Below are 24,186 nucleotides of genomic sequence, written 5' to 3'. Positions count from 1 at the left end.
CGCCGGCGCGACGATTCGCGTCAGCTGTAGCGTCGGAGGATTTCCTTGGACAGGATATGGCGCTGGATCTCGGACGTGCCTTCCCAGATGCGCTCGATGCGCGCATCGCGCCAGAAGCGCTCGATCGGCAGTTCGTCCATCAGCCCCATGCCGCCGTAGATCTGCACCGCGTGATCGGTCACGCGGCCGAGCGTCTCGGTCGCGAGCAGCTTCGCGAGTGCGGCGTCGCCGTCGGTCATCGTGCCCTGGTCGAGTTTCTGCGCGGTGTACAGCGTGACGAGTTCCGCCGCGCGGATCTCGGTCTGCATGTCCGCGAGCTTGAACGACGTGCCCTGGAAGTCGCCGATGCGCTTGCCGAACTGATGACGCGTCGCGGCCCATTCGGCGGCCATCTCGAACGCACGCTGCGCGCGGCCGATGTTGTTCGCGGCGACCATCACGCGGCCGGCCGTCAGCCAGTCGTTCGCGAGCTCGAAGCCGCGATGCTCTTCGCCGAGGATCTGCGCGGCGCTCACGCGGCAGTCGGAGAGGAAGATCTCCGACTGGTGATAGCCGCGCAGGCTCGTGCAGTGCGGGCCGCGCCGCACGGTCATGCCCGGCGTGTCCTTGTCGATCAGGAAGCAGGTCACGCGCTTGCGCTTCTGGCCGCGCACTTCCTCCTCGCCGGTGACGGCGAACAGGATCACGAAGTCGGCCGTGTCCGCATGACTGATGAAGTGCTTGCTGCCGTTGATCACGTAGTCGTCACCGTCGCGCACCGCGCGCGTGCGGATGCCCATCGCGTCGGAGCCGGCGCCCGGCTCGGTCAGCGCGAAGCAGTCGACGCGCTCGCCGCGCACGGCCGGCTTCAGGTAGCGCTCGACCTGGTCGCCCTTGCACGCCATCAGGATCTTGCTCGGCCGCGCGACGAACACGTGCAGCGCCCAGCTCGTGCGGCCGAGCTCGCGTTCGACGAGCGCCTGCGTCACGTAGTCGAGCCCCGGGCCGCCGGCGCTCTCGGGCATGTTGAACGCATAGAAGCCGAGCTCGAGCGACTTGCGGCGGATCGAGTCGGCGAGTTCGGGCGGCACGTCGTCCGCGCGATCGACCGCGAATTCATGAGGCTGCAGTTCCTTCTCGACGAACTGACGCAGCGACGTCACCAGCATTTCCTGCTCTTGGGTCAGCGAAAAATCCATCGATCATCTCCCGACAAAATGAGGTGCGCGACCTTCGACCGACGCGCGAAGCGCTTCCTGGCCGTCCTCGCTGTGACCGCACGCGACGCCGGCCGCCAGCTCGCCGCGCAGTTGCTCGGCGAGGGTGTGCGTGAGCGATTGCGCGAGCAGCGCCTTGGTGTGGCCGAACGCGACGCTCGGCCCTTGCGCCAGACGCGCGGCGAACGCGGCGACGTGCGTCGCGAGATCGTCGGCGTCGACGACTTCGGACACGAGCCCCGCGGCAAGCGCGTCCTGCGCGTTCCAGCGTTCGTTCAGAAAGATGAAGCGGCGTGCGACGTCGGGGCGCGCGATGCGCGGCAGGAACCAGCTTCCGCCCATGTCGGGGCTGTAGCCCATGCCCGTATACCCGCAGCGCAGCGTCGCAGCGGTGCTCGCGATGCGGAAGTCGCACGCGAAGCCGATGTCGGTGCCGGCGCCGACCGTCGAACCGTTCAGCGCGGCGATCGTCGGACGCGGAAATGCGGCGAGCGTCTGCACGAAACGGTGCGCACGCTCGGTCCAGCCGTAGGTGTCGAGTTCGCCGTTGCGCTCGGCCTCGGCCCATTCGTCGACGTCCGCGCCCGCACAGAACGCGCTGCCGGTGCCGGTCAGCACGACGCAGCGCACGGCCGGATCGTTCGCGAGCGCGTCGAGCGTCTCGCGAAGAAAGTCGAGATGCGGCCGCGCGAGCGAATTGCGTTTCGCCGGGCGGTTCAGGCGAAGGGTCACGACGCCGTCGTGCCGTTCGATTCGAATGTCCTCGATGCTCATGCTGATCACTGTCTCCTGGTTGTCGTGTGTCGGGGTGTGTCAGAGCCGGCAAGGGTCGCCGCTACTTGCGGACCGCATTTCGGCATAGTATAAGTTCTGTTAAATGAACGTTCAACCCAATTGTGAGTCGACCAGGAGACACACGATGAGCGTGGTGATGGAGACGTCGGCAGGCGTGGAGGACGGCAGGACCGGGGCGCATGCGGCACGCGCGGCGGCGCAGCATGCGGCGAGCGGCGCGGGCCTGCAGATCGATCGCGTGTCGAAGCGCTACGGCAGCGTGCATGCGCTGCGCGAAACGACGATCGACATTCCGCGCGGCGAATTCCTGACGATCCTCGGGCCGTCGGGTTCGGGCAAGACGACGCTGCTGACGATCGTCGCGGGCTTCGAGCATCCGAGCAGCGGGGACCTGCGCGTCGGCGGCCGCAGCATCGTCTCGTTGCCGCCCGAGAAGCGCAACTTCGGGATGGTGTTCCAGGGCTATGCGCTGTTTCCGCACATGACGGTCGAACAGAACGTCGCGTATCCGCTGATGGTGCGCAAGCAGAAAGGGCCCGACGCGGTGAAGCGCGTGAAGGCCGCGCTCGATCTCGTGCGGCTCGGCCATCTTGCCGATCGCCTGCCGCGCCAGTTGTCGGGTGGCCAGCAGCAGCGCGTCGCGATCGCGCGCGCGCTGGTGTTCGATCCCGATCTCGTGCTGCTCGACGAGCCGCTCGGCGCGCTCGACCGCAAGCTGCGCGGCGAGGTGCAGGTCGAGCTGAAGGCGCTGCACGAGCGGCTCGGCGCGACGTTCCTGTTCGTCACGCACGACCAGGAGGAAGCGCTGTCGATGTCGGACCGGATCGCGATCATGCGCGACGGCCGGCTCGAACAGATCGGCACGCCGGACGGGCTCTACGAGCAGCCGGCCAACCGCTTCGTCGCGGACTTCCTCGGCAAGAGCAATTTCATCGAAGGTGTCGCGCTCGGCGGCGATGCTTCGACGACGCATTACCGCGTCGGCGATGCGCGCTTCGTCGCGCCGGCGTGCGGTGCGCGGCCCGACGAGCCGCTGCTGTTCGCGCTGCGTCCGGAGAAGGTCGCGGTGTCGGCGACGTCGTGCGGCGGTGCGCACAACGAAGTCGCGGGTCGCATTCGCCACTGGAGCTATTTCGGTTCGTCGTACCGCTTCGAGATCGAGACGCCGGCGCTCGGCTGCGTGACGGCCGACGTGCCCGCATGGCGCGGGCTCGCGTCACCACGCTGCGGCATGGACGTGTTCGTGCAGTGGGAGCGCGACGCGACGTGTCGGATCGCGGCCGACTGACGCGGCGCACGTTGCATCCCGCGCGAAGCGGCACGAGCCGCCGTCGCCGCCGACTCACCGACTGACGGATTCACCGATTCACCGATGCCCGAAAACGACGAGACGCGTGCGGGCGCTGACCAGCCTGGAGGAGACACCATGACGAACCGCCATCTGCAGGACCTGCTCGACCAAGCACGCGAACTTCAACCGGCAATGTCGCAGCGCCGCCGCGATTTTCTGCGGTTGTGCGCGGCGGCCGGCATCGCGCCGACGCTGCTGTCGCTCGGCGCGAAGGACGCACTCGCGTCGAACCCGAAGGAAATCGTGCTCAGCGCATGGGGCGGCGAAGCGCGTTCGGCGTTCCGCTCCGCGTACATGGACCCGTTCACGAAGGCGAGCGGCATCCGGATGGGCTACGACTCGTCGCCGGAGGACGGCAAGATCAAGGCGATGGTCGAGAACCGGAACGTGATCTGGGACGTGATGGATCTCGACGGCTTCGCGGCGATCAAGCTCGGCAAGCAGGGCTTCCTGCGGCCGATCGACTATTCGGTCGTCGGCCGCAACACGCTGCCGGGGCTCGCATCGGACTTCGGCGTGCCGTCGTACCTGCTGAGTTACGTGCTCGTCTACGACGCGCGCAAGTTCGGCGCGAATCCGCCGAAGAACTGGGCCGATTTCTGGAACGTCGGCAAGTTTCCGGGCAAGCGCGGGCTGTGGAAATGGATGGGCGGCGCGCTCGAAGCCGCGCTGATGGCCGACGGCGTCGACAAGGACAAGGTCTATCCGATCGACGTGCCGCGCGCGCTGAAGAAGCTGAAGGAACTGCGCTCGAACGTGCTGCTGTGGGATTCGGGCGCGGACAGCCTGCAGCTGCTGCGCAACGGCGAAGTCAGCATGGCGTGCATCTGGCATACGCGCGCGAACGTGATCCAGCGCGAGAGCAATGGCCGGTTCCGCTATACGTGGGAGCAGGGGCTCGCGTCGTGCGACGTGTGGGGCGTGCCGAAGAACAATCCGTCGGGCGATGCCGTCTGGCAGTTCATCAAGTTCGTGCAGGGCGTCGAGCCGCAGGTGCGCCTGCTGTCGCTGCTCGGCAACGGGCCGGTGACGCCGGCCGCGACCGCCGCGGTGCCGCAGGCGCTACGCGCCGACAACCCGGGCACGCCGGAGAACTGGGCAAAGCAGTGCAAGGTGAATCCCGAGTGGTGGGCGCAGCACTACGAAGCGACGCTCGCGCAGTACACCGACCTGATGTCGTCCTGAGCCGCCTCGCGAGCGTGACGCCATGAATACCCTGTCTACTCCCGTCGCGGGCGCGGTCCCGCTCGGCCGCGCGAAGGCCGATCGTTACTGGCTGCTCGTCGTGCCACTGCTCGCGGTGCTGATCGTGCTGTACGTGTATCCGCTCGTGCGTGTGCTGTGGCTCGGCTTCACGGTGCCGGAGCCGGGCCTGCACAACTATGCGCGGCTGCTCGGCAATCACGGCGTGCATCGCGTGCTGTGGACCACGCTGCGCGTGTGCGCGGTCACGACCGTGTGTTCGGTCGCGCTCGGCTATGCGATTGCGTATGCGATGGCGCACGTCGGCCCGCGGCAACGGATAGCGCTAATGTTCGGGCTGCTCGTGCCGTTCTGGGCGTCGGTGCTGGTGCGCGCGTTCTCGTGGCTGTTCCTGCTCGGCGAGCAGGGGCTCGTCAACACGCTGCTGCTGCGCATCGGGCTGATCGACGCGCCGCTGCCGCTGATGCGCAACGAGGTCGGCGTCGTGATCGGGATGATCCACTTCATGATTCCGTACGCGGTGCTGCCGCTGTACGCGAACATGAAGGGCATCGATCCGCAGCTTGCACGTGCCTCGCAGGGGCTCGGCGCGGGCGCGTTCGTCACGTTCCGCAAGGTGTATTTCGCGCAGACGCGACCGGGCATCGTCGGCGCGGCGATCCTCGTGTTCATCTTCTCGCTCGGCTTCTACGTGACGCCGGTGATACTCGGCGGCGGCCGCACCGTGATGATCGCCGAATACATCAGCACGCAGATCCTGCAGCTCGTGAACTGGGGCAGCGGGGCGGCGCTCGCGTCGCTGCTGCTGGCGTCAATCCTGGCCGCGCTCGCGCTGCTCGCGCGTTTCGTCGACCTGCGCGAGCTGTTCGGCGCGCGCTGACCCGAACGGAGGAGGTTCCGATGAACACCCGAATGACCGCAGGACGCGCGCTCGTGGTCGGTATCGCGTGGGCCGCGATCCTGTTCCTGATGCTGCCGCTGCTCGTGTCGGTGCCCGTCTCGCTGACGCCGAGCGACTACCTGTCGATGCCGGACGGCGCGCTGTCGCTGCGGCACTACCGCGTGCTGCTCGACGACGACGGCTGGGTGTCGAGCTTTCTGCAAAGCGGGCTGATCGCGCTGGTGTCGTCGGCGATCTCGGTCGCGCTCGGCACGCTGTGCGCGATCGGGCTGTGGAAAGTCGCGTCGCGGCGCGGCGAGTTCGTGCGCGGCGTGATCCTGTTCCCGCTGATCGTGCCGCCGATCGTGTCGGCGCTCGCGTTCTACCGGCTGTGGGGCGAACTCGGGATGCTCGACAGCTATCCCGCCGCGATCCTGTCGCACGTCGTGCTGTCGGTGCCTTACGTCGTGGTGGCGGTTTCGGCATCGCTCGCGACCGTCGGGCTGCGCATCGAGCAGGCATCGCGCAGCCTCGGCGCGAACGTCGCGCAGACGCTGCGCTACGTGATCCTGCCGTCGATCCGGCCGGGCGTGCTGTCGGCCGCGGTGTTCGCGTTCATCCTGTCGTGGGACGAGATCGTCGTCACGCTGTTCATCTCGAGCCGGAACGTCTATACGCTGCCGCGCCGCATGTGGGACGGGATGCGCGAGAACGTCGATCCGGCGATCGCGTCGGTATCCACGCTTTTGCTCGTCGCGACCTGCGTCGCGATCGGCCTGTCGCTGCTGCGCAAGCGTGCGGCCGGATCCGTCTGAATCCAGCAGTTCAACGTTACGTCGCGGAGAAAACTCGCACCATGAAAGTCCTGATCGTTCACGCCCATCCCGAACCGCAGTCGTTCACGACGTCGATGCTGCACCGCGCGGTGAGCACGCTCGAAGCGCAGGGGCATACCGTGACGGTGTCCGACCTGTACGCGATGCAGTGGAATCCGGTCGCGAGCGCGGCCGATTTCGGCGTGCGCAAGAACCCCGACTATCTCGTCTACGCGCTGGAGCAGCGCGAGAACGTCGCCGCGCACGCGATCGCGCCGGACATCGCCGCGGAACTCGACAAGCTTGCCGCGTGCGACCTGCTGATCCTGAGCTTTCCGCTGTTCTGGTGCTCGGTGCCGGCGATCATGAAAGGCTGGATCGACCGCGTGCTCGTGTCGGGCAAGGTGTACGGCGGCGTGCGCTTCTACGATCGCGGCGGGATGCGCGGCAAGCGCGCGCTGCTCGCCTATACGTGCGGCGGCCGCGACTACATGTTCGGTGCAGACGGCGTGCACGGCGAAATGGACCTGATGCTGCGCCACGTGTTGCGCGGCACGCTCGGCTACGCAGGCTTCGACGTGCTGCCGTCGTTCGTCGGCTATCACGTGCCGTACATCGGCGACGCGGAGCGCGCGGCCGTGCTCGAACGCTACGACGCCTATCTCGCAGAACTCGACCGGCACGAACCGATGGCGTTTCCGACGCTCGACGATTTCGACGGCGACATGCGGCCGCGCGAACGCGCGCCGCAGGACGCCGCGCAGGATTGATCACGCCCGGCCGCGTCGCCACCGCGCCGCTTATCTACCCGACCGCATGTGAGTTCGAGCGATGACCCTGACGTCGAGCGACGTGCTGCTGTTCCTGACCGGGCTCCTGACGCTGTTCTGTCCGCCCGTCGCGATCCCGATGTATGCGGCCGTCACCGGGCATTTTCCCGACGTGACACAGCGGCAGATCGCGTTCAGGCTGTTCGCGTGGATCGCGGCGCTGATGATCGGCGCGGTGTGGGGCGGCCAGTTCCTGTTGCGCATGCTCGGCCTCACGCTCGGTGCGCTGACGCTGACGGGCGGCCTCGTGCTGTGCCTGTGGTCGATTCCGATGATGCGCGGCACGGCGAACGACGAGCGCAGCGGCGGCGACACGCGGCTCGAACATGCGCAATGGCGCAGCTACATCGCGGTGCCGCTGATCTTCCCGCTGTCGATCGGCAGCGCGGTGATGTCGCTCGTGATCACGACCGCGACGCGCTTTCATACGCCGGCCGACCTGCTGGCGCTGAGCGCGGCGTGCGTGCTGCACGCGGGCGTGATCGGGCTCACGTATGCGTGCTCGGCGTCGTGGTGCCGGCGGCTCGGCGAGATCGGCAGGACGCTGGTCGAGCGGCTGTCGGGCATCGTGCTGACCGCGATCGCGTTCCAGATGCTCGCGCAGGGCGTGCGCGAACTGTTGCCGGGGCTCGCGCATTGACTGCCTCACGGGGCCGCGCGCGATCCACCTCCTTACCCTGAACGATGGAAATTACATGAAAACAGTAGGCATGTACCTGGTCGACCTGCTCGCCGCCTACGGCGTCGACACGGTGTTCGGCATTCCCGGCGTGCATACGATCGAGCTGTACCGCGGGCTCGCCGGCAGCGCGCTGCGCCACGTGAGCGCACGCCACGAGCAGGGCCTCGGCTTCATGGCGGACGGCTATGCGCGCGCGACCGGCAAGCCCGGCGTGTGTTTCGTGATCACCGGCCCCGGCATGACGAACATCGCGACGTCGATGGCGCAGGCGTATGCGGATTCGATTCCGATGCTGGTGATTTCGAGCGTCAACGCGTCCGGCGACATCGGCTCCGGCAACGGCCATCTGCACGAACTGCCGGACCAGCATGCGTTCGCGCAGAACATCGCCGCGTTCAGCTACACGGTGCCGCGCGCCGACGCGCTGCCGCAGGCGATCGCACGCGCGTTCGCGGTGTTCTCGGGCGGCCGGCCGCGCCCCGTGCATCTGCAGATTCCGCTCGACGTGCTCGCGGCGCCGGCCGATGCATTGCCGCCGGTGCCGGCCGTGCCGCCGCGCATCGCGCCCGGCCCCGCATCGGCCGACGGGATCGACGCATTGCGTGCGAAGGCTGCCGCCGCGCGCGCGCCGCTGATTCTCGCGGGCGGCGGCGCGCTCGACGCGGCCGCCGACGTGCGCTGGCTCGCGGAGACGCTCGACGCGCCGGTCGTGATGACGATCAACGGGCGCGGCGTGTTGCCGAGCGCGCATCCGCTCGGCGTGTCGTGGTCGGCGTCGAGCGACGCGGTGCGCGCGCTGATGCGCGACAGCGACCTGATCGTCGCGCTCGGCACCGAGCTCGGCCCGACCGATTACGACCTGTATGCGACGCGCAGCTTCTCGATGCCCGCGCCGCTCGTGCGGATCGACATCGATCCGCAGCAGCTGTGCCGCAACGCGGTGCCCGCGCTGCCGCTGCTCGGCGACGTCGGCGAAACGCTGCGCGCGCTGCGGCGCGTGTGGCCGGCGGATGCGCGGGCCCGCGCTGACGGCGACGGCGTTGAGCGGGCGGCGGTGTGCCGTGCGGCCGCGCGGCAGGAACTCAACGACGAAATGCGGCGCGATCTCGCGCTGCTCGACAGCGTGCGCGACGCGCTGCCCGATGCGGCGCTCGTCGGCGATTCGACGCGGATCGTCTATGCGGGCAACGTCGGCTTCGCGGCGTCGCGTCCGCGCAGCTGGTTCAACGCGTCGGTCGGCTTCGGCTCGCTGGGCTACGGGCTGCCGGCCGCGGTCGGCGCGAGCCTCGGCGATGCGTCGCGGCCGGTGGTCTGCCTCGCCGGCGACGGCGGGTTCCAGTACACGCTCGCCGAACTCGGCACCGCGGTGCAGCATCGCGCGCGCGTGATCGTCGTACTGCTGAACAACGGCGGTTACGGAGAGATCAAGCGTGCGATGGTCGACGGCGGCGTCGAGCCGGTCGGCGTGGATCTGCATACGCCCGATTTCGTCGCGCTCGCGCGCGCGTATGGATGGGGTGCGCAGCGAGTCGAAGAGGGTGCGTCGCTGGCCGGTGCGCTCGGCGAAGCGGCCGCGCACGACGCGCCGTACCTGATCGAGATTCGCGCGGCGTGAAAATGCGAACGGCCTCGCGATGCGAGGCCGTCGTGCCGGTTGCGGCGCGAGTGCGCCGGCTTGCCGGCGAGGCGCGTTGCGTGCGTTACGCGCGCTTGCGCGCCGTCTTCGGCGGCGGCAGGAACGAATCGACGACGCGCAGGCAGCTGGTCAGCGCGTCTTCCGCGGTGAACGACGTGGGGTCGCGCGCGAGTTCGAGCCAGAAGCCGTCGATCACCGCTGTCACCGTCAGCGCGGCGAGCTCGCTGTCGACGGTGCCGCCGCGCACTTCCGCGATCTGGTCGAACAGCTTCTTCAACGCCTGCCGGTAGCCGGCATACAGCTCCTTGTGCGCCTTGCGGATCACCGGATCGCTGTGCGCGACGCTCCAGAAGCCGAGCCAGACCTTCACGTTCTTCGGCGCGAACACCGGCGCGGCGAAACACACCTTGATGATCGCGTCGAGCTTGTCCTCGGGGCCCGTCGCGTTCGCGGCGGCCGCGCGCGACACGTCGAGCAGGTCGGCCGCGAGCCGCTTGTAGGTCTGCGCCATCAGCTCGTCTTTCGACTGGAAGTGATGGTTGATCAGCCCGCGCGACACCTTCGCTTCCGCGCAGATGCGGTCGATCGTGGTTTCCGAATAGCTGTAGCGCGCAATGCAGCGCATCGTCGCGTCGATGATCGATTGCTGCCGCACCGCGGGTGTTTCTCGGATGCCGCGGCTGCGGGTCTGAACCGGTGCGCTGCCAGAAGTCTTTTTCACGGGGTGACCTTACGGAATCGTCATGGCACCGATTATAGGGGAGTGTCGGACGCTTGTTCAATTACAGCGATGGAACCCGCGAAAACCCTTGCTTCCGGATTATTGAAATCTGTTGAACCCTTGTTCAACAGCGCCTATACTCGACTCCACATGAGGTTGGTCGGCCATTCAACAAGGCGCCGCGATCCCGCGCGGGACGGGCGTGAGAATTCGACACAGGAGACAGCATGTTGGCGCGGGCGGAGAGCGTGAAGACGGCGGTCGAGGAGCGCGTGCAGGTGACGGACCTGCACAAGCGGTTCGGCGAGCTGGAGGTGTTGAAGGGCGTGTCGCTAAGCGCGCGCGAGGGCGAAGTGATCTCGCTGATCGGCGCGAGCGGCTCGGGCAAGAGCACGCTGCTTCGCTGCATCAACCTGCTCGAGACGCCGACCCGCGGGCGCATCGTGGTCGATGGCGAGGAGATCGGGCTGAAGCTCGACCGCAAGGGCCGCACCGTGCCGACCGATCCGCGCCAGGTCGAACGCGTTCGCACGCGGCTCGGCATGGTGTTCCAGAGCTTCAATCTGTGGGCGCACCGCACGGTGCTCGAGAACGTGATCGAGATGCCCGTGCACGTGCTGCGCGAACCGCGCGCCGAAGCGCTCGCGCGCGCCGAGCAGCTGCTCGAACGCGTCGGCCTCGCCGACAAGCGCAACGTCTATCCGGTGTTCCTGTCCGGCGGCCAGCAGCAGCGTGTCGCGATCGCGCGCGCGCTCGCGATGCGGCCGAAAGTGATGCTGTTCGACGAGCCGACTTCCGCGCTCGATCCCGAACGCGTCGGCGAAGTGCTGAAGGTGATCCGCGATCTCGCGTGCGAAGGCCGCACGATGATCCTCGTCACGCACGAGATGGCATTCGCGCGCGACGTGTCGAACAAGGTGCTGTTTCTGCACGAGGGACGCGTCGAGGAGAGCGGCGCGCCGGCCGAGATCTTCGATGCGCCGCAGAGCGAACGCTGCCGCCAGTTCGTCAACGCGCACCGGCAACGTCACTGAACCGATGGCACGGCCCGCGCGTGCCTGCCTGCGCGGCCGGCCGCACCGATGCCGGCCACACCGATACCGGCCACACCGATACCGGCCGTACCGATTTCGTATCTTTCCAGCCAGGAGTCCGACCATGAAGCGTGTCGTTCGCAGTCTGCTGTGCCTGTTGAGTCTCGTTCTCGCGGCGCTTGCGCCGTTCGATTCCGCGCATGCGTCGCCGGGCGTGCTGCGCTTCGGCGTCGCCGCCGAGCCGTATCCGCCGTTCCTGATGAAAAGCCCGACCGGGCAGTGGAGCGGCTTCGAGGCCGACCTGATCCGCGCGGTGTGCGAGCAGATGAAGGCGAAGTGCGAGATCAAGGAAGTCGCGTGGGACGGCATCATCCCGGCGCTGCTCAGCGACAAGATCGACGTGATCTTCAACTCGATGTCGATCACGCCGGAACGCCAGAAGGTGATTGCGTTCTCGCGGCCGTACTACGAGACGCCGGGCACCTTCGTCGGCGCGAAGAACCAGAAGCTCACGCTGACGCCGGACGGCCTGAAGGGCAAGGTGATCGGCGTGCAGGGTTCGACCGCGAACGCCGAGTTCATCAAGATGGCGTATGGCAAGACCGCGACGGTGCGGCTCTACAACACGCAGGACGATTGCAACTCGGACCTCGTCGCGGGCCGCATCGACACGATGTATCTCGACCAGCTCGGCATTCTCGACTTCCTGAAGTCGAAGGACGGTGCGACGTTCGAGCTGAAAGGGCCCGGCAGCGTGAAGATGGATCCGGCGATCTTCGGCTACGGCGTCGGCGCGGGAATGCGCAAGGCCGATGCGCCGCTCAAGCAGCAGATGGACCAGGCGCTCGAGCAGCTGCATGCGTCGGGCAAGTACGCGCAGATCGCGAAGAAGTATTTCCCGATCGACCTCTGGCCGCACTGATCGCACGATTTCGCGCCGACGGGCGCCACGCACGGACGAGGAGGCGGCATGGACGGTTGGGGATGGGTGAGCTACCTGGGCATGGACCCGGACGGCTGGGGCGTCGCGCTGCTGCAGGGCGCGGGCGTGACGCTCGAGATTTCGCTCGGCGCGTTCGTCGTCGGCATCGTGCTCGGGCTCCTGGGCGCGGTCGCGAAGCTGTCCGGCGTGCGCGCGTTCGAGCGGCTCGCGCAGGGCTACACGACGCTGTGCCGCGCGGTGCCCGAGCTGCTGCTGATCCTGCTGCTCTACTACGCGGGCACCGACGCGATCAACCTGCTGATGACGGCGATCGGCGTCGGGCCGGTCGCGGTCAACGGCTTCGCGGCCGCGGTGATCGTGCTCGGCATCGTGCAGGGCGCGTATGCGGCCGAGATCATCCGCGGTGCGATCCTCGCGATCCCGTACGGGCAGATCGAAGCCGCGCGCGCGTTCGGCGCACCGCCCGCGCTCGTGTTCCGCCGCGTGACGCTGCCCGCGATGGCGCCGTATGCACTGGCCGGCTTCACGAACCTGTGGCTGATCCTCGTGAAGGACAGCGCGCTGATCAGCGTGGTCGGCTACAGCGAGCTGCTCTACACCGCGAAGCAGGCGGCCGGTTCGACGCGCGAGTACCTGCACTACTACCTGATGGTCGCGGCCGTGTATTTCGCGATCACGTCGCTGTCGGGCATGCTGTTCCGCGAGATCGAGCGGCGCTTCGGCCGCTGGATGCCGGCATCGTGACCCACGTCCCGCCTTTCCACGCATCTTTCGACCGAACCGGATCAATGTCATGGATCTGAGCGTACTGTCTTCCTACGGGTCGCTGCTGCTGCTCGGCGTGCTGACCACCGTCAAGCTGCTCGTCGTGTCGGCCGTATTCGGCTTCGGGCTCGCGATCGCCGTCGCGTTCGCGCGGCTGTCGGGCAATGCAGTCGTCGCGCGCGTGAGCAAGGCGTTCACCGAAGTGATCCGCGGCACGCCGCTGCTCGTGCAGATCTACCTGATCTACTATGGCGTCGGCTCGCTGTTCGCCGGCTGGCCCGCGCTGCGCGACAGCGTGCTGTGGCCGTTCCTGCGCGACGGCTTCTGGTATGTCGCGTTCGCGCTGGTGATCAGCGTCGGCGCGTACGTCGGCGAAGTGCTGCGCGCCGGGCTGCGCGGTGTGCCGAAGGGCGAGATCGAGGCCGCGCGCGCGATGGGGATGCGCCCGTCGATGATCGCGCGGCGCGTGTGGCTGCCGCGCGCGATCCAGATCCTGCTGCCGACGCTCGCGGGCGAAACGGTGATGCTGCTGAAATCGACCGCGCTCGCGTCGACGGTCGCGGTGATGGACGTGCTCGGCGCCGCGAACTACATCCGCGCGCAGACCTTGCGGACCTACGAGCCGCTGCTGGCGATCGCGGTGATCTACGTCGTGCTCGCGTTCGCGATCGAGCGCGCGTTCGGCCGGCTCGAGCGGCGTGTGCCGGTGCGCATGCCGCGTTGAACGAACCCTTGATGGCGCGGCGGCCGGGCGGGCGCCGCGCGACGGAGAACACATGAACTATTCGAAGCTGGTCGAGCGCCTGCAGGGCAAGCGCACGACCGCCTGGGACATTCATTACGCGGCGCAGGCTGCCGTCGCGGCGGGCGAGCCGGCGATCGTGCTGAGCGTCGGCGATCCGGATTTCCCGACCCCCGACGTGATCGTCGAACGCGCGGTGACCGCGCTGCGCGGCGGCGATACGCACTACAGCGAAGTGCGCGGGCGCGCCGAGCTGCGCGCGGCGATCGCGCGCGAGCATGCGAAGGCGTGCGGGCAGGCGGTCGGCGCCGAGCACGTGATCGTGACGGCCGGCGCGCAGAACGCGCTGTTCGCGATGGCGCTGTGCCTGTGCGAGGCCGGCGACGAGGTGCTCGTGCCGGAGCCGATGTACCTCACGTACGAAGCCAGCGTGCGCGCGTCGGGCGCGACGCTCGTGCCGGTGCCGGTCGATGCGGCTCGCGGTTTTCATCTCGATGTCGACGCGCTCGCAGCGGCCGTGACGCCGCGCACGAAAGCGATCTTCTTCGCGACGCCGTGCAATCCGACCGGCGTCGTGATGCCGCGCGCCGATCTCGAACGGATCGCGCGGCTCGCATGCGAGCGCGACCTGTGGGTCGTGTCCGACGAGGTCTACGCGGAGCTGACGTTCGAGCGCGACATGGTCAGCATCGCGTCGCTGCCGGGGATGGCCGAGCGCACGGTGACGATCGGCAGCCTGTCGAAATCGCATGCGATGCCGGGCTGGCGGGTCGGCTGGGCGATCGGCCCGATCGAGCTGATCGAGCATGCGGAACGGCTCGCGCTGTGCATGCTGTACGGACTGCCCGGCTTCGTCCAGCAGGCGGCCGTGACCGCGCTCGACAACAAGGCCACGATCGTCGCCGACATGCGCGAGCTGTATCGGCGCCGCCGCGACCTCGCGTACGCGCGCCTGCGCGACGTGCCGGGGCTGCGTTGCCTGCTGCCGGAGGCCGGGATGTTCATGATGGTCGACGTGCGCGGCACGGGGCTGGATGCGCACGCTTTCACGTGGGGGCTGTTCCGCGCGAAGCAGGTCGCGCTGCTCGATGCGAGCGCGTTCGGCGAGACGGCGTCGGGCTTCGTGCGCTTCGGCTTCGTCGTCGACGATGCGAAGCTCGCCGACGCGTGCGAGCGCATCGCGGCATTCGTCGCGAGCCTCGGCGAGAACGCGCGCGCGGCGTCGTGATGCATATCCGGAACCGGAAGGAGGAGCGACGATGATCGAAACGCTGACGTGGCAGGTGCCGGGCGACGGCGGCCAGCCGCTCGCGATACGCGCGTGGCGGCTGTCGGGCGGCGACGGGCCGCGCGTACACCTGCAGGCCGGCGTGCATGCGGACGAGATCGCCGGCATGCTCGTGCTGCACCGGTTGCTGCCGCAACTTTGTGCGGCCCACGATCGCGGCGCGCTGCGCGGCACGGTGACGGTCGTGCCGCAGGCGAATCCGCTCGGGCTCGCGCAGTTCCGGCAAGGGCGGCTGCTCGGCCGCTTCCACGACGCGACGCACCGCAATTTCAACCGGCATTTCCACGAATCGGCTGCGGCGCACCGGCCCGCGACGACGTTCGCCGCGTGGCAGCGCACGGTGCTCGACGGCGCGTGCGACGCCGACATCGTGCTCGATCTGCACACCGATTCCGAGGCGCTGCCGTACGTATACCTGCATCGCGATCTGTGGCCGGCCGGCCGCGATCTCGCGGCCGCGCTCGGCGTGGACGTCGCGATCCTGTGGGACGAGGACGACGACGGCGCGTTCGAAGGCGCGATTGCCGCGCACTGGGCGCGCAACGGCGGTTTGCGCGAGCGACTCGTCGCGACGATCGAACTGCGCGGCCAATCCGACGTGTCCGACACGCTCGCCGAACGCGATGCCGACGGCGTCCTTGCGTTCCTGCGCGGCCGCGGCGTGATCGCGGAACCGGCCGGCGTGCGCGACTGGCATGGCGACGCCGTGCCGATCGCGCACATGGAAACCGTGCTCGCGCCGGTGTCGGGCGTGCTCGTGTACGAACGCGAACTCGGCGCGACGGTCGAGGCCGGCGAGCGCATCGCGCGGATCGTCGCGCTGCCGGGCGTGCCCGGCAGCGAGCACGTGCTGGTGGCGCCGCAAGCCGGGCGCATCGTCACGCGCAATCGCGAGCGGCTGGTCGCGCAGGGCGACGTCGCGTTGAAGCTGACCGGGTCGCGGCCGTCGGCAGGCTGGTCGGGCGGTGCGCTCGATCCGTGAGCGGCAATGATGCGGCCCGCCGGTCCGGCTCGCGCATGAGCTCCGTTATCGCGCGTGAATGACTTCGCGAGCGGTTCGATTCACGGATAATGCGCAAACGTTTCACCGGTATTCGGCCGGATTGAATTGCCGAATCGAGAATCGAAGAATAAATTTCCGGATGCGATTATTCCGCGCTGCCCGGCAAGCGGCCAGAGCCCAGATGCGCCGAAGGTTAACGGCTCATTCGCGGAAAACTTTAGGATTTTCCCGTCGCAATTAATCATTGCGATTTCCTCAACGGCCGATTGATTTTCAGTCATCGGACGGTCATACACCATCCCCGATAATTCGCCGCTCACATTCTTTCAATAGGCCAGAGCGCGATCGAAGCCGGATCGCTGCGGGGAGCTGTACTCATGACCATCCGTCATCGCATTACGCTGCTAGTCGTCCTGACGTTTTTCGCGTTGTCCGCGATCGGCGTGTACGCCGTGTACCAGACGCGCAAGAGCGCGTCCGAGGTGCGTCAGGTTACCCAGGGAATCGTGCCGAGCGCGCTCGCGTCGGCGGATCTCGTCGCCGACGTGAAGAACATCCAGATCGCGACGATGACGCTGGTGTACGCGCCCGACGCGAACACCGCCGCGCAGGCGCGCGACGAACTGAAGGCGAAGCAGGGTGCGCTGCGCGCCGCGCTCGACGCCCAGGCGAAATCGGCGGTCGGCCGCGCGCAGGAAGGCCTCGTCGCGCAGGCGAAGGACAGCGCCGCGAACTACTTCGCCGCGATCGACGACACCGTGAAGATGAAGACCGACGGCAAGCCCGAGATGGCGCAGGCGTACCTGTTCGCGAACGTCGCGCAGTATCGCGACGAACTCGAAAGCATCGTCGACACGCTGCGCGTCGAGAAGAACCGCCAGAAGGACGACGCGATCCGTGCGCTGAACGGCATGCTCGCGACGACGGCCACCGCGATCGCGGGGGTGGCGGGCACGGTGGTCGTGCTGCTGACCGCGCTCGGCTTCGTGCTGTATCGCCAGATCACGCGTCCGCTGATCGGGATGCAGACGGCGATGAGCGAGATCGCGACGAGCCAGGACTTCACGCGCCGCGTGCCGGTGGGCCGGATGGACGAGATCGGCCATTCGATCGTCGCGTTCAACGGGATGATCGAGAAGATCCAGGAGAACGCCGCGCAACTGAAGCAGAAGACGGCCGACATCCAGGCGATGCTGCAGAACATGCAGCAGGGGATCCTGACCGTCGTCGAAGGCGGGGTCGTGCATGCGGAGTATTCGGCTTACCTCGAAACCATCTTCGAAACGCACGACATCGCCGGCCGCGACCTGATGGCACTCGTGTTCGACGATTCGGGCATCGGTTCCGACGCGCGCTCGCAGGTCGACGCGGCCGTGCATGCGTGCCTCGGCGAGGACAGCATGAACTTCGCGTTCAACGAGCACCTGCTCGTCAACGAAGTCGCGAAGCGGATGCCGGACGGCCGCGAGAAATGGCTCGACCTGAGCTGGTCGGCGATCACCGACGAGACCGACACGGTCGTGCGGCTGATGCTGTGCGTGCGCGACGTGACGGAGATTCGCGAGCTGACCGCGCAGGCCGGCGAGCAGCAGCGCCGCCTCGAGATGATCGGCGAGATCCTGTCGATCAGCCAGGACAAGTTCCACGACTTCGTGCACAGCGCGAAGGGTTTCCTCAGCGAGAACGAGCGGATGATCCGCCAGCACGAACGCGCGGATCACTCGATCGTCGCGGCGCTGTTTCGCAACATGCACACGATCAAGGGCAATGCGCGCACGTATAGCCTGCAGCACCTGACCAACATCGTGCACGAAGCGGAGCAGGCGTACGAATCGCTGCGCCGCGCCGACGGCGGCCCCGAGTGGAACCGCGATGCGCTGATGGACGACCTCGCCCGCGTGCGCGAGGCGGTCGACCGCTACGCGACGATCAACGCGGTCACGCTCGGCCGCCACGGCGAGGCGGCGCAGCATGGCGGCGCCGACTACCTGATGGTCGAGCGCGCGCATATCAGCGAGAGCCTGCGCATGCTCGACGGCGCCGACCCGGCGAACGCGGGCGACTGGCACGCGGCGCGCGATTCGGTGCGCCGCCTGTTGAGCCAGTTCGGCACGCAGGGCATCGGCGATGCGCTGGGCGGCGTGATCGAATCGCTGCCGTCGCTCGCGGCCGAACTCGGCAAGCCGGCGCCCGTCGTGCATATCGACAGCAACGGCCATCGCGTGCGCAGCGAGATCGGCGCGACGCTGACGAACGTGTTCATGCACCTGCTGCGCAACGCGATCGACCACGGCATCGAAACGTCCGACGAGCGTCGCGCGGCCGGCAAGGCGCCGGCCGGCAAGATCGACATCGCGGTCGACGTCGACGGCGAGGCACTGCGCTTCGTGCTCGCCGACGACGGCCGCGGCCTCGCGCTCGACCGGATTCGCGGGATCGCGCGCGAGCGCGGCTGGATCGACGCCGGCAACGAAGCCGGGTTGACCGACGAAGCCGTGGCCGAACTGATCTTCCGCCCGGGCTTCTCGACCGCGCGCGCGGTGACCGAGGTATCGGGGCGCGGCGTCGGGATGGACGCGGTGCGCAACTTCCTGAAGCGCGACGGCGGCGATATCGCGCTGCGCTTTACCGACGATCGCGTCGGCGCGTCGTATCGCGCGTTCGAGACGATCGTGTCGCTGCCGGCGCGTTTCGCGGCGGACGGTGCGGTCAACGGCGTGGCCAACGCTGCGGTGCGCGAAATCGGGCAGCCGGTGCACGCCGTGAACGTCGACGCAACGGAGTGATCGTGCAAGCGTGGATGATCCCGATCGGTGCCGCGCTGGCGGGCGGCCTCGTGGTCGCGGCGATCGCCGCGTTCGCGTGGCGCATCGCACGCGCGCGGCACGTTGCCGCGCTGACGCGCGAAGCGGACGCGTTGCGCGCCGCGCTCGGCGCGGCCGATGCGCGGGCCGACGAAGCCGCGGCCGCACATGCGGAAGCCGCACGGGCATGGACGCGCCGCGAAACGGAACTCGAGGAAACGCGGGCGCGCGAGGCGGCCGGCACCGGCGAGCAGCGCGACGCGCTGCAGGCGCTCGCGGCCGAGCGCGCCGCGCTGTCGCAGCACGCGGCGAAGCTCGCCGAAGAGGCCGCGCGCCTGCGCGGGCTGGCCGGCACGTTCGAGCGCTGGCACGAGCAGATGATCTCGCTGACCACGCAGAACCAGGACATGCGCACGAAGAACCAGGAGCTGTCGGCGATCGTCGCGCACGTGTCGATCGTCTCGCTGAACGCATCGATCGAGGCCGCGCGCGCGGGCGCCGCGGGACGCGGCTTCTCGATCGTCGCGAGCGAGGTGCGCGGGCTTGCCGCGCGCTCGCAGCAACTGTCGAACAGCTATCGCGACAGCCTGAACCGCAACGATCTCGTGACGGCCGCGACGTTCCAGGACATCCAGGCCGGCGGCAAGATGATCACGGCCGCGCTCGCGACGGTCGAGACGCTGGCGGGGCAGCTGCATGCGCGGCTCGAAGGAGCGGCGGCGTGATCAGCGCGCAGGCCCGCGCCGGTTTCGAGCGGATCTTCTTCGATGCGGCGCGCACGCGGCTCGCGTCCGGCGGCGCGTGCGAGATCCGGCCGGCTGCCGACGACGCACATGGTGCGTCACATGACCCATCCCGCACGAAGTCGCGCGCGATGCCGAAGATCGCGGAACACGTCGCAGTGCTGACGATCTCGGCGCTGCATTTCCGGCTGCTGCTCGCGCTGCGTTTTCGGGACGACGAACCGACGCGCCGCCATTTCGCTGCGGCGGCGCCCGGCGCGAGCGCGCAGCGGCCGCTGCCCGAAGCGTTCATGGAAGTCGCGAACCTGTGCTGCGGCGCGATCAACCAGGCGCTGACCGTGCCGTTCCCCGATCTCGGGATGTCGACGCCTTACCTGCTGAGCGGCGCGAGCATCGACTACCTGCAGGCGCTGAATCCCGGCCACGTGGCCGCGTACGACGTGACGCTCGACGGCGACGTGCGGATCGGCGCGACGCTGTGCGTGTGCGCGAACGCGCCGGTCGATTTCCACGTGTCGGAAGCGGCGAGCGTGGACACGGGCGGCGAGCTCGAACTGTTTTGACCGATTGCGAGGACTCCGCGACATGACCGTAGACCAACCCGTCAGCAAGGTGCTCGTGCTCGACGACAGCCGCGCGCATGCGGCGACGCTCAAGCGCTTCTGCGACGAGCACAACCTGGTCGGCCTGACCGTGCGGCGCAACCGGCTGCTGAAGGTGCTGCGCTCGAACATCGATCTCGGCGCGATCCTGCTCGCCGAGGACTACGGCGGCTCGCCGGACGAAAGCGCGATCGTCGCGACGCAGATCGATGCGCTGCGCCCCGAGCTGCCGATCATCCTGCGCCGCATGTCGAATGCAGGGGACGCGTCGCGCGACGGGCTGCCCGATGCGCTCGCACGCGTCGCGTGCGCGGCCTACGTCGCCGACGACCTGACGCCGCTCAAGCGCGCGATCGACGAGTACCTGTTCGGCCGCGACTACCCGAACGCGCTGGTGCGCGGCATCGCGGAGATCACCGAGGCGCGGCTCGACAGCCTGTTCCCGGGCATGACGATCGAGCGCGACACGCCGTGCATCGTGCGCGACCAGATCATCTTCGGCGAGGTGTTCAGCCTGATCGCGCTGGAAAGCGCATGGTGCCGCGGCTACATGCTGCTGCAGACGAGCGAGCAGCCGCTGCTCGACATGATCGGCGGCACGCGCGACGACGGCCGGGCACCCGATTTCCGCGACGTGAACAGCGTGCTCGGCGAGCTGACCAACCTCGTGTGGGGCGCGTTCAAGAACCGCTATCTCGGCGACGCGGAGGCCCTTGCGCGCCATCCGGTGCAGGTGCCGCTCGTCGTCAATCACAAGCAGAAGTTCATTTCGTTCGGCGGCGACTGTCCGCAGCTCTGTTTCAAGTACCGGATGACCGACCCCGCATCGGGGCGGTCGGTGCGGCTCGACCAGCGTTTCGTGTTCAGCCTGAGCTGGTCGCCGGAGGATTTCCGCGAATCCGTGCAGGACGTGGGGCCAATGGTGGAAGCGGGCGAACTCGAACTGTTTTGAATGTTGAAGTCGGCAACGACGAAAGGGGAAGACGGCATGGCAAAGATTCTGGTGGTCGACGATTCGGGCACGGTGCGCGACGAAGTCGCGGGTTTCCTGCGCAATCACGGGCTCGACGTCGCGACGGCGGTGGACGGCAAGGACGGGCTCGCGAAGCTCAAGGCGACACCCGGCGTGCGTCTCGTGATCAGCGACGTGAACATGCCGAACATGGATGGCCTGACGATGGTCGAGAAGATCCGCGGCGAGCTGGCGAACACGTCGGTCAACGTGGTGATGCTGACGACCGAAAGCAGCCCGGCGATGAAGGAGCGCGGCAAGGCCGCCGGCGTGAAGGGCTGGATCGTGAAGCCGTTCAAGGGCGATGCGGTGCTCGACGCGCTGAAGAAGCTCGCGGGCTGAGCCGATATTCGGCGGGAGCGGGCCCGATACCGCTCGAGCGTTCAACGTTGCGGTCCGGAACGCGCGACCGCTGCGTCGCCGGTTGCAACGGGACGTTCGCAGGCGAGCATGCCGGGTACGCGCAGGGCGGTGCGATCTGCATTCCGGGCGGCGCGACGGGCGAAATTCGCGATGTGCGCTCCTGCACGCGGCCCTGACCACGCACGCGAGTGGCGCGCCGCCCGATTCCCGCGAACGTCTGCTGCGCCGGTGGTTCGTCCGCTTCGCTGGACGTCGCGCGCAAACTGGAGGACGATTCGTGATCATGTCGATCGCGAATCCGGACGCGTGTTGCCCGTGCCGCCGGTTCGCGTCCGATCGAACCCCATCGAGCGGAGCATCATGGAACCCATTCACGAGACAGCCGAGCCGATCCTGCTGCGCGAGGCCCACGACGGCGTCGTCACGCTGCGGCTGAACCGGCCGCAACAGTTCAACGCGTTGTCGGAGGCGATGCTGGCGAGCCTGCAGGACGCGTTCGATTCGCTGGCCGCCGATCCGCACGTGCGCTGTGTCGTGCTCGCCGCGCAGGGCAAGGCATTCTGCGCGGGCCACGACCTGCGGCAGATGCGCGGCAAGCCCGAACTCGATTATTACCGCACACTGTTCGCGCAATGCAGCCGCGTGATGCTCGCGATGCGCGCGCTGCCGGTGCCGGTGATCGCGCGCGTGCAGGGCATCGCGACGGCGGCCGGCTGCCAGCTCGTCGCCGCGTGCGACCTCGCCGTGGCGGCCGACACCGCGCGCTTCGCGGTGTCGGGCATCAATGTCGGGCTGTTCTGTTCGACGCCCGCCGTTGCGTTGAGCCGCAACGTGTCGGCGAAGCGCGCGTTCGACATGCTCGTCACCGGGCGTTTCATCGATGCGGCGACGGCCGCCGCGTGGGGGCTCGTCAACGAGGCCGTGCCCGAGGATGCACTCGACGCGGCCGTCGCGCGCAAGGTCGCGGAGATAGTCGCGAAGAGCCCGGCGGCGGTGCGCTACGGCAAGCAGATGTTCTACCGGCAGCGAGAACTGCCGCTCGACGACGCATACGCTTTTGCGGGCGACGTGATGGCACGCAACATGATGGAAGAGGACGCCGGCGAGGGGATCGATGCGTTCCTCGAGAAGCGCAAGCCGACGTGGCGTGAGTAGTTCGTAGTTCGTAGTGTGTGGCGCCCGTGGACCGGTTGCGCGCTGCGTCCCGCCTGTGCTTCGCCGTCGGTACATGCGGCAAAAGCAGGCCGCAAAAGCAGACCGCACAAAACAAGCGGACCGCCCGACGCGGCCCGCAAGCGGATTCCGAGCGTCCGGATGCGCAGCGACCCGCGAGCGTGCCGCCGCATCCGCGCCCCGGTTATCGCCCGTAGCTGCCCGTGCGCGGCGCCGGCTGCACCGTCGACGCGTCGGACGGCACGACCACGACCGGCACGCGGCGCGCGAGCGCGCACATCAGCTCGTAGCCGATCGTGCCGCTGGCTTCCGCGACGTCGTCGACCTTCACCTGATCGCCCCACAGCTCGACGCTCGAGCCGATGCCCGCGTCCGGGCACGGCGTCAGATCGACGGTCAGCATGTCCATCGACACGCGGCCGACGACGCGCGTCATCACGCCGTCCACCGCGATCGGCGTGCCGGTCGGCGCGTGGCGCGGATAGCCGTCCGCATAGCCGCACGCGACGACGCCGATCCGCATCGGCTGGTCGGCGGTGAAGCGGCGGCCGTAGCCGACCGTTTCTTCCGGCGCGAGCGTCTGCACGCCGATGATCTTGCTGGTCAGCGTCATCGCGGCCATCAGCGGCGTGTCGGCGATGTGCCGCGACGCGCCGGTCGGCGACGCGCCATACAGGATCGTGCCAGGCCGAACCCAGTCGCGATGCGCGCGCGGATGCCACAGCACGGCCGCCGAATTCGATGTCGAGCGCTCGCCCGGAATCCCGGCGGTGGCCGCATCGAACTGCTCGAGCTGCCAGTCGACTTCGCCTTCGTCGGCGTTTGCGAAATGCATCATCAGCGTGATCTTGCCGATCGACGGCGCGGCCGCGGCGCGCTCCCACGCGGCACGGAATGCGTGGGGCCGGTAGCCGAGCCGGTTCATCCCGGAGTTCATCTTCAGCTGGATGTCGATCGGTTGCCGAGGCTTCGCGGCGATCAGCAGGTCGAGCAGCGCGTCGCAGTGCACGGCCACCGTCAGCCGGTAACGATCGGCCAGTTCGACGTCGGCCGGCTCGAAGATGCCTTCGAGCAGCAGCACCGGCTTGTCCCAGCCGAGTTCCCGCACACGCACGGCTTCGTCGAGATCGAGCAGCGCGATGCCGTCGGCGGCCGCGAGGCCCGGGTAGATCCGCTCGATCCCGTGACCGTAGGCGTTGGCCTTGATCACGGCCCATACGCGCGATTGCGCGGCGGTGCGGCGGATGAAGTCGAGGTTGTGGCGGACGGCGTCGGGACGGATATGGGCGACGATGGGACGGGGCATGGACGGGCTCGGGTCGAAAGTCGTTCGGTACGCGCGCGGGGGCGCGGGTCAGCGGCCGGTGCGTTGCGCACCCAGCCAGTGTTGAGCGCTATCTTATTGGTGTTCGACCAGTTTTAATTAACGTATTTGTCGGCGATTTGGTGGAATTTTTTGTGCCGGACCCATGTCGACACGGCCTTCGCCAGCCTGCCTTGCCGAGTCTCCCCTCCAGAAAACCGGTGCGCGAACGGCGCGGCGCAGTGCCAAGCGCTGCGTGCCCCTGTCATTGATCGATGTGCTGTTCTTCGCGAAGCCGTGAC

The 24,186-nt window shown here is 68.2% G+C and carries 24 protein-coding genes; 19 read left to right on the top strand and 5 right to left on the bottom strand.

What is annotated here, in order from left to right:
- Nucleotides 1-20 precede the first annotated feature (20 nt).
- Both DIE17_RS29540 and DIE17_RS29535 read right to left on the bottom strand, forming a co-directional pair.
- Nucleotides 21-1,178, bottom strand: coding sequence for an acyl-CoA dehydrogenase family protein (locus DIE17_RS29540; RefSeq protein WP_044843923.1), 1,158 nt, complete (start codon nt 1,176-1,178; stop codon nt 21-23).
- Between the two features lie 3 nt (nt 1,179-1,181).
- Nucleotides 1,182-1,970 (bottom strand): enoyl-CoA hydratase/isomerase family protein, encoded by a 789-nt coding sequence (locus tag DIE17_RS29535; RefSeq protein ID WP_124921444.1) that lies wholly within the window; start codon nt 1,968-1,970, stop codon nt 1,182-1,184.
- Nucleotides 1,971-2,115: 145 nt separating this feature from the next.
- On the opposite strand from DIE17_RS29535, the gene DIE17_RS29530 reads away from it, so the two are divergent.
- The 7 genes from DIE17_RS29530 (at nt 2,116) to DIE17_RS29500 (ending at nt 9,367) form a co-directional block, all read left to right on the top strand.
- Entirely contained in the window at nt 2,116-3,279 is a 1,164-nt protein-coding gene (locus DIE17_RS29530; RefSeq protein WP_124522960.1) for an ABC transporter ATP-binding protein, read from the top strand.
- A 138-nt stretch (nt 3,280-3,417) separates the two neighbouring features.
- Nucleotides 3,418-4,527 carry an ABC transporter substrate-binding protein gene (locus DIE17_RS29525; RefSeq protein ID WP_124522958.1) on the top strand — a complete coding sequence of 370 codons (1,110 nt, stop codon included), beginning with the start codon at nt 3,418-3,420 and terminating at the stop codon, nt 4,525-4,527.
- 22 nt (nt 4,528-4,549) lie between these two features.
- Nucleotides 4,550-5,425, top strand: coding sequence for an ABC transporter permease (locus tag DIE17_RS29520; RefSeq protein WP_124522956.1), 876 nt, complete (start codon nt 4,550-4,552; stop codon nt 5,423-5,425).
- A 20-nt stretch (nt 5,426-5,445) separates the two neighbouring features.
- Nucleotides 5,446-6,240: an ABC transporter permease gene (locus DIE17_RS29515; protein ID WP_124522955.1), complete on the top strand. Its 795-nt coding sequence runs from the start codon at nt 5,446-5,448 to the stop codon at nt 6,238-6,240.
- 41 nt (nt 6,241-6,281) lie between these two features.
- On the top strand, nt 6,282-7,010 hold the full coding sequence (locus tag DIE17_RS29510; protein WP_124522954.1) for an NAD(P)H-dependent oxidoreductase: 729 nt from the start codon (nt 6,282-6,284) through the stop codon (nt 7,008-7,010).
- A gap of 61 nt (nt 7,011-7,071) precedes the next feature.
- Complete coding sequence (locus DIE17_RS29505; protein WP_124522953.1) at nt 7,072-7,710, top strand: MarC family protein; 639 nt, start codon at nt 7,072-7,074, stop codon at nt 7,708-7,710.
- 55 nt (nt 7,711-7,765) lie between these two features.
- Entirely contained in the window at nt 7,766-9,367 is a 1,602-nt protein-coding gene (locus tag DIE17_RS29500) for a 5-guanidino-2-oxopentanoate decarboxylase (protein WP_124522951.1), read from the top strand.
- Nucleotides 9,368-9,452: 85 nt separating this feature from the next.
- Here the strand turns inward: DIE17_RS29500 and DIE17_RS29495 are convergent, their stop codons facing one another.
- Nucleotides 9,453-10,109: a TetR family transcriptional regulator C-terminal domain-containing protein gene (locus DIE17_RS29495; RefSeq protein WP_260426299.1), complete on the bottom strand. Its 657-nt coding sequence runs from the start codon at nt 10,107-10,109 to the stop codon at nt 9,453-9,455.
- 248 nt (nt 10,110-10,357) lie between these two features.
- On the opposite strand from DIE17_RS29495, the gene DIE17_RS29490 reads away from it, so the two are divergent.
- The 6 genes from DIE17_RS29490 to DIE17_RS29465 all read left to right on the top strand — a co-directional run bounded on the left by DIE17_RS29490 (nt 10,358) and on the right by DIE17_RS29465 (nt 15,863).
- Nucleotides 10,358-11,143, top strand: a complete 786-nt coding sequence (locus DIE17_RS29490; protein ID WP_409364388.1) for an ABC transporter ATP-binding protein — start codon at nt 10,358-10,360, stop codon at nt 11,141-11,143.
- Between the two features lie 124 nt (nt 11,144-11,267).
- Nucleotides 11,268-12,065 carry a transporter substrate-binding domain-containing protein gene (locus tag DIE17_RS29485; protein WP_124522947.1) on the top strand — a complete coding sequence of 266 codons (798 nt, stop codon included), beginning with the start codon at nt 11,268-11,270 and terminating at the stop codon, nt 12,063-12,065.
- 48 nt (nt 12,066-12,113) lie between these two features.
- Nucleotides 12,114-12,830 (top strand): ABC transporter permease, encoded by a 717-nt coding sequence (locus tag DIE17_RS29480; RefSeq protein WP_044843934.1) that lies wholly within the window; start codon nt 12,114-12,116, stop codon nt 12,828-12,830.
- Nucleotides 12,831-12,879: 49 nt separating this feature from the next.
- Entirely contained in the window at nt 12,880-13,575 is a 696-nt protein-coding gene (locus DIE17_RS29475; protein WP_044843935.1) for an ABC transporter permease, read from the top strand.
- Nucleotides 13,576-13,627: 52 nt separating this feature from the next.
- Nucleotides 13,628-14,821, top strand: a complete 1,194-nt coding sequence (locus DIE17_RS29470) for a pyridoxal phosphate-dependent aminotransferase (RefSeq protein WP_124522946.1) — start codon at nt 13,628-13,630, stop codon at nt 14,819-14,821.
- Between the two features lie 31 nt (nt 14,822-14,852).
- On the top strand, nt 14,853-15,863 hold the full coding sequence (locus DIE17_RS29465) for a succinylglutamate desuccinylase/aspartoacylase family protein (RefSeq protein ID WP_124522944.1): 1,011 nt from the start codon (nt 14,853-14,855) through the stop codon (nt 15,861-15,863).
- Nucleotides 15,864-15,943: 80 nt separating this feature from the next.
- Here DIE17_RS29465 and DIE17_RS29460 read toward each other — a convergent pair whose 3' ends face one another.
- Nucleotides 15,944-16,165 (bottom strand): hypothetical protein, encoded by a 222-nt coding sequence (locus DIE17_RS29460; RefSeq protein WP_124522942.1) that lies wholly within the window; start codon nt 16,163-16,165, stop codon nt 15,944-15,946.
- Nucleotides 16,166-16,261: 96 nt separating this feature from the next.
- Here DIE17_RS29460 and DIE17_RS29455 point away from each other — a divergent pair, with 96 nt between their 5' ends.
- The 6 genes from DIE17_RS29455 to DIE17_RS29430 all read left to right on the top strand — a co-directional run bounded on the left by DIE17_RS29455 (nt 16,262) and on the right by DIE17_RS29430 (nt 22,563).
- On the top strand, nt 16,262-18,670 hold the full coding sequence (locus DIE17_RS29455; protein ID WP_124522940.1) for an ATP-binding protein: 2,409 nt from the start codon (nt 16,262-16,264) through the stop codon (nt 18,668-18,670).
- Between the two features lie 2 nt (nt 18,671-18,672).
- Nucleotides 18,673-19,413: a methyl-accepting chemotaxis protein gene (locus DIE17_RS29450; protein WP_124522938.1), complete on the top strand. Its 741-nt coding sequence runs from the start codon at nt 18,673-18,675 to the stop codon at nt 19,411-19,413.
- On the top strand, nt 19,410-19,994 hold the full coding sequence (locus tag DIE17_RS29445; protein ID WP_124522936.1) for a hypothetical protein: 585 nt from the start codon (nt 19,410-19,412) through the stop codon (nt 19,992-19,994). Before DIE17_RS29450 ends, DIE17_RS29445 begins: the two co-directional genes overlap by 4 nt.
- 22 nt (nt 19,995-20,016) lie before the next feature.
- Nucleotides 20,017-20,985: a chemotaxis protein CheX gene (locus tag DIE17_RS29440; protein ID WP_044843940.1), complete on the top strand. Its 969-nt coding sequence runs from the start codon at nt 20,017-20,019 to the stop codon at nt 20,983-20,985.
- A 36-nt stretch (nt 20,986-21,021) separates the two neighbouring features.
- Nucleotides 21,022-21,387 (top strand): response regulator, encoded by a 366-nt coding sequence (locus tag DIE17_RS29435; protein WP_006765703.1) that lies wholly within the window; start codon nt 21,022-21,024, stop codon nt 21,385-21,387.
- Between the two features lie 381 nt (nt 21,388-21,768).
- Nucleotides 21,769-22,563, top strand: coding sequence for an enoyl-CoA hydratase (locus DIE17_RS29430; RefSeq protein WP_124667701.1), 795 nt, complete (start codon nt 21,769-21,771; stop codon nt 22,561-22,563).
- A gap of 202 nt (nt 22,564-22,765) precedes the next feature.
- On the opposite strand, the gene alr is transcribed toward DIE17_RS29430, so the two are convergent.
- The gene (gene alr, locus DIE17_RS29425) at nt 22,766-23,887 is read right to left on the bottom strand and encodes an alanine racemase (protein WP_124921443.1); all 1,122 of its coding nucleotides are present in this window, start codon (nt 23,885-23,887) and stop codon (nt 22,766-22,768) included.
- Nucleotides 23,888-24,186 lie beyond the last annotated feature (299 nt).

Origin of the sequence: Burkholderia sp. Bp9099 (assembly GCF_003857805.1) — a bacterium.
GTDB lineage: Bacteria > Pseudomonadota > Gammaproteobacteria > Burkholderiales > Burkholderiaceae > Burkholderia.
Note: the sequence above shows the minus strand (reverse complement) of the source record. Positions and strands in the feature narration are given on the sequence as shown.